Origin of the sequence: Streptomyces sp. NPDC001868 (assembly GCF_040297125.1) — a bacterium.
Classification (GTDB): Bacteria; Actinomycetota; Actinomycetes; order Streptomycetales; family Streptomycetaceae; genus Streptomyces.
In genome coordinates, this window is record NZ_JBEOYO010000058.1 from 40,012 (window position 1) to 57,541 (window position 17,530).

The 17,530-nt window shown below is 68.7% G+C and carries 14 protein-coding genes and 1 tRNA gene; 4 read left to right on the forward strand and 11 right to left on the reverse strand.

The window, feature by feature from the left end:
• A complete protein-coding gene (locus ABT147_RS39600; protein WP_351415689.1) occupies positions 1 to 714 on the forward strand; it encodes an SIMPL domain-containing protein in 714 nt (237 codons plus the stop codon).
• Positions 715 to 863: 149 nt separating this feature from the next.
• Positions 864 to 2,300 (forward strand): pyruvate kinase, encoded by a 1,437-nt coding sequence (pyk, locus tag ABT147_RS39605; RefSeq protein WP_351415691.1) that lies wholly within the window; start codon positions 864 to 866, stop codon positions 2,298 to 2,300.
• Positions 2,301 to 2,303: 3 nt separating this feature from the next.
• On the opposite strand, the gene ABT147_RS39610 is transcribed toward pyk, so the two are convergent.
• The gene (locus ABT147_RS39610; RefSeq protein ID WP_351415694.1) at positions 2,304 to 3,092 is read right to left on the reverse strand and encodes a helix-turn-helix domain-containing protein; all 789 of its coding nucleotides are present in this window, start codon (positions 3,090 to 3,092) and stop codon (positions 2,304 to 2,306) included.
• 84 nt (positions 3,093 to 3,176) lie between these two features.
• A tRNA-Leu gene (locus tag ABT147_RS39615) sits at positions 3,177 to 3,259 on the reverse strand.
• A 92-nt stretch (positions 3,260 to 3,351) separates the two neighbouring features.
• Between ABT147_RS39615 and ABT147_RS39620 the strand changes: the two genes are divergently transcribed.
• On the forward strand, positions 3,352 to 4,002 hold the full coding sequence (locus tag ABT147_RS39620) for an ANTAR domain-containing response regulator (protein WP_351415696.1): 651 nt from the start codon (positions 3,352 to 3,354) through the stop codon (positions 4,000 to 4,002).
• Between the two features lie 98 nt (positions 4,003 to 4,100).
• Here ABT147_RS39620 and ABT147_RS39625 read toward each other — a convergent pair whose 3' ends face one another.
• From ABT147_RS39625 to ABT147_RS39665, 9 genes are all read right to left on the reverse strand, one after another.
• Positions 4,101 to 4,817, reverse strand: coding sequence for an ABC transporter ATP-binding protein (locus ABT147_RS39625; RefSeq protein WP_351415699.1), 717 nt, complete (start codon positions 4,815 to 4,817; stop codon positions 4,101 to 4,103).
• Positions 4,814 to 5,722 carry an ABC transporter ATP-binding protein gene (locus tag ABT147_RS39630; protein WP_351415701.1) on the reverse strand — a complete coding sequence of 303 codons (909 nt, stop codon included), beginning with the start codon at positions 5,720 to 5,722 and terminating at the stop codon, positions 4,814 to 4,816. The genes ABT147_RS39625 and ABT147_RS39630 overlap by 4 nt, the downstream gene beginning before the upstream one ends.
• Positions 5,723 to 5,725: 3 nt before the next feature.
• Positions 5,726 to 7,552: a branched-chain amino acid ABC transporter permease gene (locus ABT147_RS39635; RefSeq protein ID WP_351415703.1), complete on the reverse strand. Its 1,827-nt coding sequence runs from the start codon at positions 7,550 to 7,552 to the stop codon at positions 5,726 to 5,728.
• A gap of 5 nt (positions 7,553 to 7,557) precedes the next feature.
• Entirely contained in the window at positions 7,558 to 8,490 is a 933-nt protein-coding gene (locus tag ABT147_RS39640) for a branched-chain amino acid ABC transporter permease (protein WP_351415705.1), read from the reverse strand.
• Between the two features lie 108 nt (positions 8,491 to 8,598).
• On the reverse strand, positions 8,599 to 9,828 hold the full coding sequence (locus ABT147_RS39645) for a branched-chain amino acid ABC transporter substrate-binding protein (protein ID WP_351415708.1): 1,230 nt from the start codon (positions 9,826 to 9,828) through the stop codon (positions 8,599 to 8,601).
• 280 nt (positions 9,829 to 10,108) lie between these two features.
• Positions 10,109 to 10,756: a Tat pathway signal sequence domain protein gene (locus ABT147_RS39650; protein WP_351415710.1), complete on the reverse strand. Its 648-nt coding sequence runs from the start codon at positions 10,754 to 10,756 to the stop codon at positions 10,109 to 10,111.
• Entirely contained in the window at positions 10,753 to 11,196 is a 444-nt protein-coding gene (locus ABT147_RS39655; protein WP_351415712.1) for a hypothetical protein, read from the reverse strand. The genes ABT147_RS39650 and ABT147_RS39655 overlap by 4 nt, the downstream gene beginning before the upstream one ends.
• 126 nt (positions 11,197 to 11,322) lie before the next feature.
• Positions 11,323 to 11,811 (reverse strand): PaaI family thioesterase, encoded by a 489-nt coding sequence (locus ABT147_RS39660; RefSeq protein ID WP_351415715.1) that lies wholly within the window; start codon positions 11,809 to 11,811, stop codon positions 11,323 to 11,325.
• 69 nt (positions 11,812 to 11,880) lie between these two features.
• Positions 11,881 to 14,160, reverse strand: coding sequence for an FdhF/YdeP family oxidoreductase (locus ABT147_RS39665; RefSeq protein ID WP_351415717.1), 2,280 nt, complete (start codon positions 14,158 to 14,160; stop codon positions 11,881 to 11,883).
• A 505-nt stretch (positions 14,161 to 14,665) separates the two neighbouring features.
• On the opposite strand from ABT147_RS39665, the gene polA reads away from it, so the two are divergent.
• Positions 14,666 to 17,392 carry a DNA polymerase I gene (polA, locus tag ABT147_RS39670; protein WP_351415720.1) on the forward strand — a complete coding sequence of 909 codons (2,727 nt, stop codon included), beginning with the start codon at positions 14,666 to 14,668 and terminating at the stop codon, positions 17,390 to 17,392.
• Positions 17,393 to 17,530: the final 138 nt, after the last annotated feature.

Sequence of the window (17,530 nt, forward strand, 5' to 3'; positions counted from 1 at the left end):
ATGACCACCAGCCCAGAGGCAGCCCCACCCACCGCCGCCCCCTACGGCACCCCCGACGCACCCCGCATCGCCGTCCACGGCGAAGCCCACCTCGAATGCGACCCCGACCTGGCCCGCATCGACGTCACCGTCCTCGCCCGAGGTAAAGACCGCCGCACCGCCCTCGACGACCTCACCCGCCGCAACACCACCGTCCTCGACCTCATCAAAACCTACGGCCAAGCCGTCGAACGACTCGAAACCGGCGCCCTCTCCCTCACCCCCGAACTCAAGGAGAAGGGACGCGGCGAACGCATCCACGCCTACCACGGCCGCGTCCACATCACCGCCGAACTCACCGACTTCACCGCACTCGGCGAACTCACCACCCGCCTCGCCGACCTCGACCTCACCCGCGTCGACGGCCCCTGGTGGTCCCTCCGCCCCGACTCACCCGCCCACAAACAAGCCCGCCAACAAGCCGTACACGAAGCCGTACAACGCGCCAAGGAGTACGCCGAAGCCCTGGGCACCACCCTCGCCGCCCTCGTCGAACTCGCCGACATCGACGCGGAAGCCCCGCAGCCCCTCCACCACGCGGCCGCCGGCAGCCGTATGCGCTCCATGGCCGCCGCAGTCGAGGACACCGCCGCCCCCCTCGACCTCGAACCCCAACGCCAGAGCGTCTACGCACAGGTCAACGCCCGCTTCACCATGCGGCCACCCCGACTGTGACCCGACACCGGGGCGCGCCCGGCCGACGACCGACCCGGGCGCTCCTTCAGCTCTTGGTGATTACTTGTCAATTACCCTTCACATGACGGCCGTTGAGTAGTCACGCCCCGCCAAATCACTACCGGCGGGTAAGCCATAGGCTCGAAAACATGCGCCGAGCAAAGATCGTCTGCACCCTCGGGCCCGCCACCGACTCGTACGACCAGATCAAGGCCCTGGTCGAGGCCGGCATGGACATCGCCCGCTTCAACCTCAGCCACGGCGGCCACGCCGAACACGACGAGCGCTACCAGCACGTCCGCAAGGCCGCCGACGAGACCGGCCGCAGCGTCGGCACCCTCGCCGACCTTCAAGGCCCGAAGATCCGCCTCGGCCGCTTCACCGAAGGCCCCGTACTCCTTGAACGCGACGACACCTTCACCATCAGCGTGGAGGAAGGCGTCGAAGGCGACAGCGAGATCTGCGGCACGACATACGACGGCCTGGCCGCCGACGTCAGCCCCGGCGACCACATCCTCGTCGACGACGGCAAGGTCACCCTCGAAGTCATGGCGGTGGACGGCCCCCACGTCCGTACGAAGGTCATCGAAGGGGGCGTGGTCTCCGACCACAAGGGACTGAACCTGCCCGGAGTCGCCGTCTCGGTCCCCGCACTGTCGGAGAAAGACAAGGAAGACCTCCGCTGGGCACTCCGCACCGGCTTCGACATCATCGCCCTGTCCTTCGTCCGCTCCGGCCGCGACATCGAGGACGTCCACCGCATCATGGACGAGGAGGGCCGGCGGCTCCCCGTCATCGCCAAGATCGAGAAACCACAGGCCGTCGACACCATCGACGAGATCGTCGCCGCCTTCGACGGCATCATGGTCGCCCGCGGCGACCTCGGCGTCGAGATGCCCCTCGAACAGGTCCCCCTCGTTCAGAAACGCACGGTCAAGCTCGCCAAGCGCAACGCCAAACCGGTCATCGTCGCCACCCAGATGCTCGACTCGATGATCAATAACTCCCGGCCCACCCGCGCCGAGGTCAGCGACGTCGCCAACGCGGTCCTCGACGGCACGGACGCGGTGATGCTGTCCGGCGAGACCAGCGTCGGCAAATACGCGGTGGAGACGGTCCGCACGATGAGCCGCATCGTGGCGGCGTCGGAATCGGAGATGCTGGCGAAAGGCCTCCCGCCCCTCACCGAGCACAACAAACCCCGCACCCAGGGCGGCGCCATGGCCCGCGCCGCAGCCGAGATCGGCGACTTCCTCGACGCCAAGTTCCTGGTCGCCTTCAGCCAATCCGGCGACACGGCCCGCCGCCTCTCCCGCTACCGCTCGCCCATCCCACTCCTGGCCTTCACCCCGGACCCGGCGACCCGCTCGCAGCTGAGCCTGACGTGGGGCGTGGAGACCTTCCTCGGCCCGAGCGTCGACTCCACGGACGCGATGGTCGACCAGGTGGATGAGCTACTGCTCAAGTACGGCCGTTGCAAGAAGGGCGACGTGGTCGTGATCACGGCCGGCTCACCTCCGGGGGTGGCGGGCTTCACGAACATGGTGCGCGTGCATCACATTGGGGAGGACGACAGTCCGAAGTAGGGGTTAGTACTTCGGGCCTACGTGGGTGTCGAGGAGGGCGACGGAGGCCTTCTTGGCGACGGAGATGTTGTACGGGTTGCCGGCGCGAGTGCAGTGCGTCCAGTCGATGCCGAGTTTGTCGAGGGTGTCGGTGTAGAGCTGCCGGATGTCGTCGGACTTGTTGGTGAAGAAGTAGCGCGGGTACTCGTAGCGCTTGCGTTCACCGCCGACGAGGCGAGTCGTCCAGTTGGTGATGCGGCAGCCGTCGGAGTGAATGAGGCCGCGGAGGAACTTCCAAGGGCGGGCGTCGACGATCTCCTGCTGCCAGGGTTCGAGGGCGATGCGGCGCTCGTGCTTCCTGCCCGGGCCGTGCTGGGGGAACAGACAGTGCAGGTGTTTCGAGTAGACCTTCACGTTATGGCAGCCGATCTTACGGACGCGACAGACGGCGTTTCCGGGAAACACAGCGCGCATGGCCTGCTCACAGTCGTCGATGAGGCCGGGCCACGAGTCGGCGCACGTGACCATGAGGTTGGGCACGCGATGCTGGGAGTAGTGGCTGATATGCCCGTCGCCGAGGTAAAGCCCGAGTAGATAGCTGTACGCCGGTTCGTCGAGCTCTCGTCCGTCGCACCGAGGGCAGGGTGGACTGTGGCGGCCGGGGCATTCGCCGCGCTGCGCTAGATCGCGGTGCTTCCAATAGCCGACGGTCCCGAGCGGAACGTTGAGCTTGCGGGCAACCTCTGCGTTCCTCGCGCCGCCGCGCAGCAACGTGAGGGCTTTCTGTCGCACTTCAGTGCCATGGAAGTTCATGCGACCACTCTGTGTCACTGATCGCGACCGCGTGCAGCAAAAAGCGGATGTTCACGAGAACGTGGACATCCGCTTTTCGACAGGTACCGGGTGCGGGACTCGAACCCGCAAGCCCTCACGGGCAGAGGTGTTTGAGACCTCCGTGTATACCGTTCCACCAACCCGGCTGGTGCTTCGGAGAGTGTACCGGTTCACCGTGCTGCGCCGCAGCTAGGTACCCTGCTACCAGCAGTACCCCTGCCCTGAACGAGGAGCCCCCGTGACCGCCCCCGAGTCGCCCCAGCCCGTCGCCGACGACGACAAGTCGCACGTGCCTCCGCTGACGACCCGTGTCGTCATCGCCGAGGACGAGGCGCTGATCCGCCTTGATCTGAAGGAGATGCTCGAAGAGGAGGGCTACTCCGTCGTGGGTGAGGCCGGTGATGGGGAGCAGGCCATCGAGCTGGCCCGGGAGCACCGGCCGGACCTCGTGATTCTCGATGTGAAGATGCCGAAGATGGATGGCATCTCGGCGGCGGAGAAGATCGCCGAGGAGCGCATCGCGCCCGTGCTGATGCTGACCGCTTTCTCGCAGCGTGACCTTGTCGAGCGTGCCCGGGATGCCGGTGCGATGGCGTATCTGGTGAAGCCGTTCAGTAAGAGTGATGTCGTGCCGGCGATCGAGATGGCCGTGTCGCGGTTCACGGAGTTGAAGGAGTTGGAGAAGGAGGTCGCCGACCTCACGCTCCGGCTGGAGACTCGCAAGCTGGTGGACCGTGCGAAGTCGATTCTGCAGACGGAGTACGGGTTGACGGAGCCGGCGGCGTTCCGGTGGATCCAGAAGACGTCGATGGATCGTCGGATGTCGATGCAGCAGGTGGCCGAGGCGGTCATTCTGGATGCCGACGAGAAGAAGGCCGCGAAGGGCTGATCCCCGCCATGTAGCACGTTCGTACGTTCGCGTATACGACGAGGCCCGCACTCCCTACCTGAAAGGGGGTGCGGGCCTCGTTGTGGGTGGGTCGGAGGCTAGTCCTCGCCGAGGTAGGCCTTGCGGACGGACTCGTCGTGGAGCAGGTCGGAGCCCGTCCCGGAGAGGACGATCTTGCCGATCTCCATGACGTGACCCTGGTCGGCGAGGGAGAGCGCGGCTTGGGCGTTCTGTTCGACGAGCAGGATCGTGGTGCCTTGGGATTTGAGTTCGGCGATGGTGGCCATGATCTTCTGCATCATGATCGGGGAGAGGCCCATGGAGGGCTCGTCGAGCATGAGCAGTTTCGGTTGGGACATCAGGGCGCGGCCCATGGCGAGCATCTGCTGCTCGCCGCCGGACAGGGTGCCCGCGGCTTGCTTACGGCGTTCTCCGAGGATGGGGAAGAGGTCGTAGGCGCGTTGGATGTCTTTTTCGATGCCGGGCTTGTCGTTGCGCAGGAAGGCGCCGAGGCGGAGGTTGTCCTCGATGGTCATGCGCGGGAAGATGTGCCGCCCCTCGGGGGAGTGGGCGAGTCCGAGCGAGACGATGTCGTGTGCGGGGACTTTCTTCAGTGACTTGCCGTTGAACTTGATCTGGCCGCCGGCCGGCTTGAGCAGTCCTGACAGGGTGCGCAGGGTGGTGGTCTTGCCGGCGCCGTTGGTGCCGATGAGGGTGACGACTTCGCCGGCGTCGACCTTGAAGGAGATGCCCTTGACGGCTTCGATCTTGCCGTAGGCGACTCGGAGGTCGTCGACTTCGAGGAGTGCGGTCATCGGTCGTTCTCCTTGCCGGGCGCGGTGTCCTTTGTGGGCTCGGCGTTCGCTTCGGCGGCTTCGACTTCGGCGACCTCGTCCTGGCCGGGTGCGTCTTCGAAGGGTTCGCCGAGGTAGGCGGCGACGACGCGTTCGTCGCCCTGCACGGTGGCGCTGTCGCCCTCGACGAGTTTTTCGCCTTGGACGAGGACGGCGACGCGGTCGCAGAGGTTGAAGATGAACCGCATGTCGTGCTCGATGACGAGGACGGCGATGCCCTTGTCGCGGATGGCGAAGACCAGTTCTTCGGTCGTTCGCGTCTCCTGGGGGTTCATGCCGGCGGTGGGCTCGTCGAGGAGGAGCAGGCCGGGCTCGCTCGCGAGTGCTCGGGCGATTTCCAGCTTGCGCTGTTCGCCGTAGGGGAGGTTGCGGGCGAGGTGTTCGGCTTTGGCGTCGAGGCCGACGAACTCGAGGAGTTCCATGGCGCGTTCGCGGGAGGCCTTTTCGGCCTTGTGGAAGCCGGGGCCGCGCAGGAGGGCGGACCAGAGGCCTTCCTTGGTGCGGGTGTGGCGTCCGACGAGGACGTTTTCCAGGACCGTCATGTTGGCGAAGAGACGGATGTTCTGGAAGGTGCGGGCGATGCCTGCCGCGGTGACCTTGAAGGATTTGGGCGGGAGGACTTGGCCCTTGTAGCGGACTTCGCCCTCGGTGGGGATGTAGAGGCCGGTGAGGCAGTTGAAGAAGGTGGTCTTGCCGGCGCCGTTGGGGCCGATGAGGCCGACGATCTCGCCGCTGTTGACGGTGAGGTTGACGTTGCGTACGGCGGTGAGGCCGCCGAAGCGCATGGTGACGCCGCGGGCGTCGAGGACGGTCTCGGCGGGGGTTGCGCCGGGGGTGGTGTCCTTGGTGGTGGTGTCGGTGGTCATGGGTCAGGCCCCTGCCTTGCTGAGGACTGTGGGTGCTTCGGCCTCTTCGTGGAATTCGAGCTGGCGGCGCCGGTTGGGGATGAGGCCTTCCGGGCGGAAGCGCATGAGCAGCACGAGCGCGAGTCCGAAGGCGAAGAGCTGGAGGTCGCCGAGGAACTGGAGCTTGGCGGGGATGAGGTAGAGCAGTGCGGCGCCGACGAGGGGGCCGCTGATGGTGCCCATGCCGCCGAGGACGACGGCCGCCAGGAGGAACGCGGAGTTCGGCGGGACGACGTGGGCGAACTGGTACTGCTCGGGTGTCACGGTGTAGGTGACGTGCGCCTGGACGGTGCCGGCGAGGCCCGCGAGTGCGGCGCCGAGCGCGAAGGCGATCAGCTTGACGCGGAAGCCGTTGATGCCCATCGCCAGTGCGGCTGTCTCGTCCTCGCGGATGGCGATCCAGGCGCGGCCGATGCGGGAGTCGCTGCTGCGTCGGAAGACCACCACGACCACGAACGTGATGAGGAGCATCAGGAAGAAGTAGTTGGCGAACCGGGCGATGGTGAATCCGGCGATGGTGTGTTCCTGGCCGAAGTCGAACCCGAGGATGTTGAGGTTCGGGATCGAGGAGATGCCGTTGGAGCCGTTGGTGATGTCGGGTCCGGAGGTGCCGTCCATGTTGAGGACGGCGAGGCGGAAGATCTCACCGAAGCCGAGGGTGACGATGGCGAGGTAGTCGCCGCGCAGTCGGAGGGTGGGGGCGCCGATGATGACGCCGAAGATCATGGCGACGACGGCGCCGAGGATGGCGCTGGCCCAGAACGGCAGGTGGATGTCGAAGGGTGAGGAGGGGGAGCCGGAGACCATGGCCGCGGTGTAGGCGCCGACGCCGAGGAAGGCGACGTATCCGAGGTCGAGGAGGCCGGCGAGGCCGACGACGATGTTGAGGCCGAGGGCGACGGTGGCGAAGATCAGGATGTAGACGCCGATGGTCGCGTAGCGGTCGTCGGACTGGGTGAAGGGGAACGCGGCGGCCGCGACGAATGCGCCGATCATGGTGACGGTGCGGTGCTTGGCCGTGAGTGCGGAGACTCGTGCGGCGAGGCCGGCCTTGGAGAGGGCGGCGAAGCCGAAGCCGGCGGTGATGAGGAAGCCGACGAAGAGTTCGTCGTATTCGGTGCCGATGCCGTAGGTGAAGACGATCAGACCGAGGCTGAGTGCCGCGACGATGACGAGGATCTCGGCGTAGGCGGGGAGCTGGCGGGCCGGGGTGGCGGTGCCGCCGGCGAAGCAGGCCTTGACGACGGACCAGTTGTTGCGGATGCCGAGTTGGAATTGTTCCCAGGCGGTGTCCTCGGGGTCGGCGATCTCGGGCTGCGGCCGTGTGAAGGGCAGGGCGAGTGCGCCGAGGAGGGCGGCGAGGGTGGCGACGGCGACGACGTAGCCGCCGGGCTCCAGGTTGACGACGCCGCCGAGCTGGACGCTGATGGCGAGGACGGTGTACCAGGCGGTGGTGAAGGTGCCGAGTGCGGCCATTTTGAGGGCGCTGTCGGCGCCGGCGGGGGTGAGCCAGCGCAGGCCCTTGATGCCGTAGGAGGCGAGGCCGAGCAGGGCGGTGAGGGCGCCGCCGATGAGGACGAGGACCTGGAGGCCGCCGGGGTATCCGTAGACCGTGAGGTTGCCGGGGAAGGCGGAGGTCCAGGTCCAGGAGAGGAAGGCGGAGATCACGGCGAGGACGCCGCCGCCGGTGGCGAGGGCGCGGCCGATGTTCTCGGGGATGCCGACGAGGCCCCGGGGGGTGGTGTCGTGCTTGGCGGTGGGCGCGGAGGCCGCGGTGGTGTTTGTGGTCATCGGTGTCACGCCCTGTCCGCCACGCGCTCGCCGAGCAGGCCCTGTGGCCTGAACAGGAGCACGAGGATGAGGAGTACGAACGCCCAGACGTTGGCCCAGGACTGGCTGCCGAACTGCTCCATGCCGGGGATTTCGGCGATGTATGCGGTGGAGAGGGCTTCGGCGAGGCCGAGGACGACGCCGCCGAGCATGGCGCCGTAGATGTTGCCGATGCCGCCGAGGACGGCGGCGGTGAAGGCCTTGAGGCCGAGGATGAAGCCCATGCGGAACTGGACCTGGCCGTACTTGAGGCCGTAGGCCACGGCTCCGACGGCGGCGAACGCGGCGCCGAGGGCGAAGGCGACCACGATGATGCGGTCGGTGTTGATGCCCATGAGCTTGGCGGTGTCGGGGTCCTGTGCGGTGGCCTGCATGCCGCGGCCGGTGCGGGTCTTCATGACGAAGTAGGCGAGGACCGCCATGCTGATCGGGGCGGCGACGAGGAGGAAGATGTCACCGGTCTGGATGGTGACGTTGCCGATCTCGAAGGGGCCGCCCTTGATCTGGGGGAAGTTGACGGATTCCTTGGCGTCCGGGTACCAGGCCCATACGGCTTGCTGGAGGGCGAGGGAGAGGCCGATGGCGGTGATGAGGGGTGCCAGGCGTGGGGCGGTGCGCAGGGGGCGGTAGGCGAGGCGTTCCGCTCCGACTGCGGCGAGGACGGCGACGATGATGCCGCCGATGAGCATGAGGGGCAGCGCGACCCACAGGGTGGTGCCGTCGGGCAGCACGTACAGGTAGACCGTGATGGCACCGAAGCCGCCCAGCATGAAGATCTCACCGTGGGCGAAGTTGATGAGCTGGACGATGCCATAGACCATCGTGTAGCCGATGGCGACCAGCCCGTACATGGATCCTAGTAGCAGGCCGTTGACCAGCTGCTGCGGCAGTTCGTTCACCGCATGTCCTCCGAGACTTTCGGATGTTCGACGAATGTGACCGGATGCGAGTCCGCGCGGGGCGCTGTGGTGCAGCGCCCCGCGCGGCTCATGAGTGTGCGGGTGGGGTCAGCCGGTGTACGTTCCGGACTCGACCGCCTTCCACTCCCCGCCTTCGACCTTGTAGACGGTGAGCTGCTTGTTGGTCGTGTCGCCGTATTCGTCGAAGGAGACCTTGCCGGTGACGCCGTCGAAGGAGACGTTCTGCATGGCCTCGGTGATCTTGGCGCGGGCGTCGTCGGGGAGCTTGCCGTCGTTGTCCTCGACGACCTTCTTCACGGCTTCGATGATCGCCCAGGCGCTGTCGTAGGAGTAGCCGCCGTAGGCCGCGTAGGGCTCCTTGTAGCCCTCGGTCTTGTAGTTGGCGACGAAGTCCTTGGCGGAGGGGAGTTCCTCGACCGGGGCGCCGACGGAGGTGGAGAAGTCGCCGGTGGCGGCGTCGCCGCCGAGGTCCATGTAGGCGGGGTTGTTGATGCCGTCGCCGCCGGCGACGGGGATGTTGGCGCCGGCTGCCTTGATCTGCTTGGTCAGCGGGCCGGCCTGCGGGTATTCGCCGCCGTAGTAGACGACGTCGGCGCCGGAGGACTTGACCTTGGTGGCGACCGCGGAGAAGTCCTTGGTCTCGGGGTCGATGTGCTCGGTGCCGACGACCTTGCCGCCGAGCTTCTTGAACTCGTCGGTGAAGGTGGCGGCGAGGCCGGCGCCGTAGGTCTTCTTGTCGTCGATGACGAAGACCTTGGTCTTCTTGGCCTTGTTGTACAGGTACTGCGCGGCGAACGGGCCCTGGATGGCGTCCGTGGTCGCGGTGCGGAAGTACGACTTGTACGGGCGGACCTTCTTGGTCTTCCAGTCGGCGCCCTGGGTGAGGGTGGGGCCGGTGTTGGCGGGGGAGACCTCGACGAGCTTGGCGTCCTCGAAGACCTTCTGCATGGACTCGGCGACCGAGGAGTTCAGGGGGCCGACGACGCCGAGGACGTCCTTGTTGGCGACGAAGGTGGCGGCGTTCTGCTGGCCCGAGGAGGGCTGTGCCTGGTCGTCGAGGGCGTCGATCTCGAAGGTTATGCCTTCGACGTACTTCTGCTTGTTGGCGGTCTTGACCGCGAGGTCGGCGGAGTTCTTGATGCCGAGGCCCATGGCGGAGAGGTCACCGGTCAGCGGGGCGTCGACGCCGATGACGACCTTGATGCCATCGCTGGTGTCCGAGCCGCCGTTGCCCTCGTCGCGCGATCCGCAGGCGGTGAGTGTGAGTGCTCCCGCCGCCAGAGCAGCGGTGATGGCGATGAGCGAACGTTGACGCACGGTCAGTCCTTTCCCTGGCGCGGCCCTTCCTGTTTGGAAGCGGCCGAGTCGAGCGCTGGGCCGAAGACGTGACTTCGATTCCGTTGGCGCGGTGACTGGGCGTGACTCTAAGCGTGTGTGGGGAACGTGGAGGAGGGTCTGACCAAGGCTGTGACGCTCTTGTTATGACACGAGGTAATGCAGAGCGGTACTCAGTGGGTGGTTGTGTGGAATTCAGGCCGATTCGCCCTGTCCACATGGTGAGAACGTGCAGGGTCGACGCGGGTAGGTTCAGGAGTGTTCAGGCGTTTGGTGATGACGTGGATTCGTTGCTACAGGCGACTTGAAGGGCGTCGGAAAGGTCCTGTGCGTAGCGCTCACCCAAGATGAAGCTGTGCGCTTCTATTGCGCGCGTATTACGTAGAGTTACGTCCAGGAAAGGAAGTCCGGCGTTCTTCGGCACTTTCCCGCATTCCGTGACGCGCATGGTGACGGCGATCTTCCGGGGTTCTTTCGTCCCGATCCGGAACGGAGTGCGCGGGTCCGTGCGTAGGGAGAGCCCCGCGTAGGGCTGGGTCATCCCTTCGACCGTGATCGGGGGGCCGTACAGCACGCTCAGCTCCAGTTCGAAACCGAAGCGTTCGCGCGGTGTCCCGGCGGAGCGGGGTGCCGGGCCCAGGTAGCTCACGCCGATGGCCTGGGAGGGGTAGGGCGTCTCCCGCGGTGTCGGCTCCGGTGGCGCGGCCGGCTCCGGGCGGGTGGCGTACAGATAGCCGCCGCCCCCGAGGACGACGACGGCCGCGGCTCCCGCGAGCACGGCGCGGCGATGCCGGGCGTACGCCCGTGCGAACAGCCCGTGCGCGGGCTCGGGTCGGGGTGGGGTGTCCGGTTCCGGAGCGTCCCACGCGCGCGTGCCCTCGCCCGGCTCCACCGGGCCGACTCCGCTCACCGCCAGGGTCTCCCGCCGGGGCCGCCCGAGCGGTACCAGTCCCGGCAGCCCGTGCGGGCCCGCCGGTCGATCAGCCGCTCCGCCGCGGCCGAACCCGCGCGCTTCTTCTCGGCCCGTGCCGCGTCCACGACCTCCCGCAGGATGTCGTACTGCCCGTTCGACAGCCCCATGGACTGATAGTCCCCGTAGGTGTCGCCGTCCAGCGTCTCCCGCGACCAGTGCGCGACGAGCTTGGCGCACAGTTCCTCGGGCGGGGTGGCCGAGGGTGACGGCGAGCCGCCGCCCCGCGCGGCCGTCGAGCCGCTCGTCGCGGCGGAAGTCGCGCCGGTTGAGCCGCCGGTCGCTCCCGATCCCGTGCACCCGGTGACCAGGACGCCGGTCAGCAGCGCCAGGCCGAGCCCCAGCGCGGCCCCCGGCCAGGGGGCGCCTCCCGTTCCCATGCCTCGACGCTAGAGCCTGTCCGCCCCGGGGGACCAGGGGCGGAGCGACCTTCACCCTCGCCCGCCCCGCGTCCGCAAGGGGCAACCTGATCAAACCGATCAAACCGGGCAAATCAATCGGACCGATCAATCCGACGTCCGCTCGGGCCGGCCGTCGGCCGTCGGGGCGTCCCGCAGCAGACAGGTCAGCCGGGCCGTGCACACCCGCTTGCCGGCCTCGTCGCTGACGACGATCTCGTACGTGGCCGTCGAGCGCCCCCGGTGCAGCGGTGTGGCGACACCGGTGACCAGCCCGGACCGTACGCCCCGGTGGTGTGTGCAGTTCAGGTCCACACCCACGGCGATCTTGGAGCTGCCGGCGTGCAGCATGGAGCCGACCGACCCCAGCGTCTCCGCCAGCACGGCGGACGCGCCGCCGTGCAGCAGTCCGTACGGCTGGGTGTTGCCCTCCACCGGCATCGTCCCGACGACCCGGTCCGCGGACGCCTCCACGATCCGTACGCCCATACGGGTGCCCAGGTGCCCGGCGGAGAACATCGCGACGAGGTCGATGCCGAGGGTCGCGTACTCGTCGATGACCTCTTGCGGGAACTTCGCGTGGTGCTGCTCGCCCATGGGGCTCCGTTCGTCGTCGATCGCCTGCTCCGCCGGCGAATCGGGCGCCGGCCCCTCCTGAGCAAACGCTCAGTCGGTCGACGATTGTTCCAGACGGACGACGACGGACTTGCTGGCCGGGGTGTTGCTGGTGTCGGCGGTGGCGTCCAGCGGGACCAGGACGTTGGTCTCCGGGTAGTAGGCCGCCGCGCAGCCGCGGGCCGTCGGATAGTGCACGACCCGGAAGCCGTCGGCCCGGCGCTCCACACCGTCCTTCCACTCGCCCACGAGATCCACGTACGACCCGTCGGCGAGCTTCAGCGCCCGCGCGTCCTCGGGGTTGACCAGGACGACCCGGCGGCCGTTCCTGATGCCCCGGTAGCGGTCGTCGAGGCCGTAGATCGTGGTGTTGTACTGGTCGTGCGAGCGCAGCGTCTGCAGCAGCAGGCGGCCCTCGGGCAGTTCGGGGTACTCGACGGGCGCGGCCGTGAAGTTGGCCTTGCCGGTGGCCGTGGGGAAGCGGCGCTCGTCGCGCGGGGCGTGCGGGAGGGCGAAGCCGTTCGGGTCGGCCACGCGCGCGTTGAAGTCCTGGAAACCGGGGACCACGCGCGCGATGCGGTCGCGGATCGTCGCGTAGTCCTTCTCGAACTCCTCCCACGGGGTGCGGCTGTCCTCGCCGAGGACCCGGCGGGCGAGCCGGCACACGATGGCGGGCTCGGACAGCAGCTGCCCGCTCGCGGGCTCCAGGCGGCCGCGTGAGGCGTGCACCATGCCCATCGAGTCCTCGACGGTCACGAACTGCTCGCCGCCGCCCTGGAGATCGCGCTCCGTGCGGCCCAGGGTCGGCAGGATCAGCGCCCGCGCGCCCGTGACGGCGTGCGAGCGGTTCAGCTTCGTCGACACGTGCACGGTGAGCCGGGCGCGGCGCATCGCCGCCTCGGTGACCTCCGTGTCGGGGGACGCCGACACGAAGTTGCCGCCCATCGCGAAGAACACCTTGGCCCTGTCGTCGCGCATGGCCTTGATGGCGCGCACGACGTCGTAGCCGTGCTCCCTGGGCGGGGCGAAGCCGAACTCCTTCTCCAGGGCGTCCAGGAAGGCCGGGGCGGGCCGTTCGAAGATGCCCATCGTGCGGTCGCCCTGCACGTTCGAGTGGCCGCGCACCGGGCAGACGCCGGCGCCGGGGCGGCCGATGTTGCCGCGCAGCAGAAGGAAGTTGACCACCTCGCGGATGGTCGGCACCGAGTGCTTGTGCTGGGTGAGGCCCATGGCCCAGCAGACGATGGTCCGCTTCGAGGCGAGGACCATGCGCAGCGCCTCGTCGATCTTCTCGCGCGTGAGACCGGTCGCGGTGAGCGTCTCGTCCCAGTCGGCGGCGCGGGCGGCGGCGGCGAACTCCTCGTACCCGTGGGTGTGTTCGCGGACGAACTCCTCGTCGACCGCCCCCTCCGTGTCCAGGATCAGCTTGTTGAGGAGGCGGAACAGGGCCTGGTCGCCGCCGATGCGGATCTGCAGGAACAGATCGGTGAGGGCGGCGCCCTTGAGCATGCCCTGCGGGGTCTGCGGGTTCTTGAACCGCTCCAGGCCGGCCTCGGGCAGCGGGTTCACGGTGATGATCTTCGCGCCGTTCGCCTTGGCCTTCTCAAGGGCGGAGAGCATCCGGGGGTGGTTCGTCCCCGGGTTCTGCCCGGCGACGACGATCAGATCGGCCTTGTAGAGGTCCTCCAGCAGGACGCTGCCCTTGCCGATGCCGATCGTCTCGTTGAGCGCGGAGCCCGACGACTCGTGGCACATGTTGGAGCAGTCCGGCAGGTTGTTCGTGCCGAACTCGCGGGCGAAGAGCTGGTACAGGAACGCGGCCTCGTTGCTGGTCCGGCCGGAGGTGTAGAAGAGGGCCTCGTCGGGGGAGGCGAGGGCCTTCAGCTCCTCGGCGACGATGTCGAAGGCACGCTCCCAGGACACCGGCTCGTACCGGTCGCCGCCCTCGGGGAGGTACATGGGGTGGGTGAGCCGCCCCTGCTGTCCCAGCCAGTAGCCACTGCGCGTGGCGAGATCGGCCACGCTGTGGGCGGCGAAGAACTCCGGGGTGACACGCCTCAGCGTGGCCTCCTCGGCGACCGCCTTCGCGCCGTTCTCACAGAACTCCGCCGCGTGCCGGTGCTCCGGCTCCGGCCAGGCGCAGCCCGGGCAGTCGAAGCCGTCCTTCTGATTGACCCGCAGCAGGGTCAGCGCGGTCCGCTTGACGCCCATCTGCTGCTGGGCGATCCGCAGGGTGTGCCCGATGGCGGGGAGCCCCGCCGCGGCATGCTTCGGCTCCGCGACCTGCGGCGCGTCCTGAACCGGATCACTCTTCGGCGCCTTGCCGGCCATGGCTGCTCCCCATTCGCATACGTCCACTGATCCGAGCGCGAGGCTACGCCTCCGATCCTCGCACGTGTCACCGACGACGATCGAGGGCCGCCGTGGCCGGGCCGGGGTTGGTCCAGGGCTGGTCCGGGGGCGGAGGGGCGAGCGGCGGGGTGTCGGGGGCGGGATTGTCGGGAGGTGGGGGTGGGAGGGGCACCGCCGAGCACCACCGTCGCCCCGAGCTGGGGAAGCGGCGGAGAACTCGGCTCGGCGAGAGACGGAGACTGCCGTCGGCCGCAGCCGGGCCGACCGGCCCAGCACGCTGGCCGTGGGCAGCGCGAACTCCGCGCACACGGCCAGCGTCACAGAACAAACCCCGTCCCGGACCGGACCGCTGCCCCGGCGGCGTCCCGGCGGCGTTCAGGGCGGGGCCCGGTGGTGTGGAATCGGCCATCGGCCCCGGCGCCCGGGCGGCCCTCGACTCGTACCTGGGGTCCGGGTGTCAGTGGTACGTGGCAGGATCGGGTGCGTGGCAGAGACAGGATCGAAGAAGACCGACAGCACCCCCGGCGGCAGCCGTCCCAGGCTCATGCTCATGGACGGGCATTCGCTGGCCTATCGCGCGTTCTTCGCGCTGCCCGCGGAGAACTTCACGACGGCGACGGGCCAGCCGACCAACGCGATCTACGGCTTCGCGTCGATGCTGGCGAACACGCTGCGCGACGAGGCCCCCACCCACTTCGCGGTCGCGTTCGACGTCTCCCGCAAGACCTGGCGTTCGGAGGAGTTCACCGAGTACAAGGCGAACCGCTCGAAGACCCCGGACGAGTTCAAGGGCCAGGTCGAGCTGATCGGCGAGCTGCTCGACGCGATGCACGCCGTCCGCTTCGCGGTCGACGGCTTCGAGGCCGACGACATCATCGCCACCCTCGCCACCCAGGCCGAGGCGGAGGGCTTCGAGGTCCTCATCGTCACCGGCGACCGCGACTCCTTCCAGCTCGTCAGCGAGCACACCACCGTGCTCTACCCGACGAAGGGCGTCTCGGAGCTGACCCGGTTCACCCCGGAGAAGGTGTTCGAGAAGTACGGCCTCACCCCGGCCCAGTACCCGGACTTCGCGGCCCTGCGCGGCGACCCGTCCGACAACCTCCCCGGCATCCCCGGCGTCGGCGAGAAGACCGCCGCGAAGTGGATCAACCAGTTCGGTTCGTTCGCGGATCTCGTCGAGCGCGTCGAGGAGGTCAAGGGCAAGGCCGGGCAGAACCTCCGCGACCACCTGGAGGCCGTCAAGCTCAACCGCCGCCTCACCGAGATGGTGCGCACGGTCGACCTGCCCAAGACCGTCCCCGACCTGGAGCGCGCCGCGTACGACCGCACGGCCGTCGCGATGGTCCTGGACACCCTGGAGATCCGCAACCCGTCGCTGCGCGAGCGCCTGCTGGCCGTCGACCCGGGCGCCGAGGAGGCCGACGCCGGTCAGCCGCCCGCCCCGGGCGTCGAGGTGGACGGCACGGTGCTCGGCTCGGGCGAGCTGGCCCCCTGGCTCACCGAGCACGGCACGGAGGTCCTCGGTGTCGCCACGGTCGACACCTGGGCGCTCGGCACGGGCTCGGTCGCCGAGATCGCGCTCGCCGCCGCCGGGGGAGCGGCCGGCTGGTTCGACCCGACCCAGCTGGACGAGACGGACGAGACCGCTTGGGCGGCCTGGCTCGCCGACGCCGCCAGGCCGAAGGTGTTCCACAACGCCAAGGCCGCGATGCGGGTCTTCGCCGAGCACGGCTGGACCGTCGAGGGCGTCGGTATGGACACCGCGCTCGCCGCGTACCTGGTCAAGCCGGGCCGCCGCTCCTTCGACCTGGACGCGCTGTCCCTGGAGTACCTGGGCCGCGAGCTGGCCCCCGCCGCCACGGCCGACGGCCAGCTGGCCTTCGGCGCGGACGAGGGCGCCGAGGCCGACGCGCTGATGGTGCAGGCGCGCGCGATCCTCGACCTGGGCGAGGCCTTCGGCGAGCGCCTGGCCGAGGTCGGCGCGGCCGATCTCCTCCGCGATGTGGAGCTGCCCACCTCCGCGCTGTTGGCCCGGATGGAGCGCCACGGCATCGCGGCGGACCGGCCCCATCTGGAGGCCATGGAGCAGATGTTCGCGGGAGCCGTGCAGCAGGCGGTGAAGGAGGCGCACGCGGCGGCGGGGCACGAGTTCAACCTGGGCTCGCCCAAGCAGCTCCAGGAAGTTCTCTTCGGCGAGCTGGGCCTGCCCAAGACCAAGCGCACGAAGACGGGCTACACCACGGACGCGGACGCCCTCGCCTGGCTCGCCGGCCAGACGGACAACGAACTGCCGGTGATCATGCTCCGCCACCGTGAGCAGGCGAAGCTCCGCGTCACCGTCGAGGGCCTGATCAAGACGATCGCCGCGGACGGCCGTATCCACACCACGTTCAACCAGACGGTCGCCGCCACGGGCCGTCTGTCGTCGGTGGACCCGAACCTCCAGAACATCCCGGTCCGCACCGACGAGGGCCGTGGCATCCGTCGCGGCTTCGTCGTCGGCGAGGGCTTCGAGTCGCTGATGACGGCGGACTACAGCCAGATCGAACTGCGCGTGATGGCCCACCTCTCCGAGGACGCGGGCCTGATCGAGGCGTTCACCTCCGGCGAGGACCTGCACACCACGGCCGCGGCCCAGGTGTTCGGGGTCGAGCAGTCCGCCGTGGACGCCGAGATGCGCCGCAAGATCAAGGCGATGTCGTACGGCCTGGCCTACGGTCTGTCCGCGTTCGGCCTCTCCCAGCAGCTGAACATCGACGCGGGCGAGGCGCGGGCCCTGATGGACGCGTACTTCGAGCGGTTCGGCGGCGTACGGGACTATCTGCGCCGGGCCGTGGACGAGGCGCGGGCGACGGGGTACACGGCGACGATCTTCGGGCGCCGCCGCTATCTCCCCGACCTCAACAGCGACAACCGCCAGCGTCGCGAGGCCGCCGAGCGGATGGCTCTCAACGCGCCCATCCAGGGCACGGCCGCCGACATCGTCAAGATCGCCATGCTGAACGTCGGCCGCGCCATGGACGAGGCCGGTCTCGCCTCCCGCATGCTCCTCCAGGTCCACGACGAAATCGTCCTGGAGATCGCCCCCGGGGAACGCGACCGCACCGAACAGATCCTCCGCCACGAGATGGCCAACGCCGTCCAGCTGAGGGCCCCGCTCGACGTCTCGGTGGGCTACGGCCCGGACTGGGAGTCGGCGGCCCACTAGCGACCCCGGTGCGGGCTTCGTCGCCGGGTGCGGGCCCGGTGGGGCTTCTCGCGCAGTTCCCCGCGCCCCTAGAAGCAACGGCCCCTGCGGGCCGTTGAAAAAGCACGGGGCGCAGCCCCTGCTTTTTCAGGGGCGTGG

Excerpts from the sequence above, each read along its gene's own strand:
- ABT147_RS39600 (WP_351415689.1), top strand. The coding sequence starts at position 1 with ATGACCACCAGCCCAGAGGCAGCCCCACCCACCGCCGCCCCCTACGGC.
- pyk (WP_351415691.1), top strand. The coding sequence starts at position 864 with ATGCGCCGAGCAAAGATCGTCTGCACCCTCGGGCCCGCCACCGACTCG.
- ABT147_RS39610 (WP_351415694.1), bottom strand. The coding sequence starts at position 3,092 with ATGAACTTCCATGGCACTGAAGTGCGACAGAAAGCCCTCACGTTGCTG.
- ABT147_RS39625 (WP_351415699.1), bottom strand. The coding sequence starts at position 4,817 with ATGACCGCACTCCTCGAAGTCGACGACCTCCGAGTCGCCTACGGCAAG.
- ABT147_RS39630 (WP_351415701.1), bottom strand. The coding sequence starts at position 5,722 with ATGACCACCGACACCACCACCAAGGACACCACCCCCGGCGCAACCCCC.
- ABT147_RS39635 (WP_351415703.1), bottom strand. The coding sequence starts at position 7,552 with ATGACCACAAACACCACCGCGGCCTCCGCGCCCACCGCCAAGCACGAC.
- ABT147_RS39655 (WP_351415712.1), bottom strand. The coding sequence starts at position 11,196 with ATGGGAACGGGAGGCGCCCCCTGGCCGGGGGCCGCGCTGGGGCTCGGC.
- ABT147_RS39660 (WP_351415715.1), bottom strand. The coding sequence starts at position 11,811 with ATGGGCGAGCAGCACCACGCGAAGTTCCCGCAAGAGGTCATCGACGAG.
- ABT147_RS39665 (WP_351415717.1), bottom strand. The coding sequence starts at position 14,160 with ATGGCCGGCAAGGCGCCGAAGAGTGATCCGGTTCAGGACGCGCCGCAG.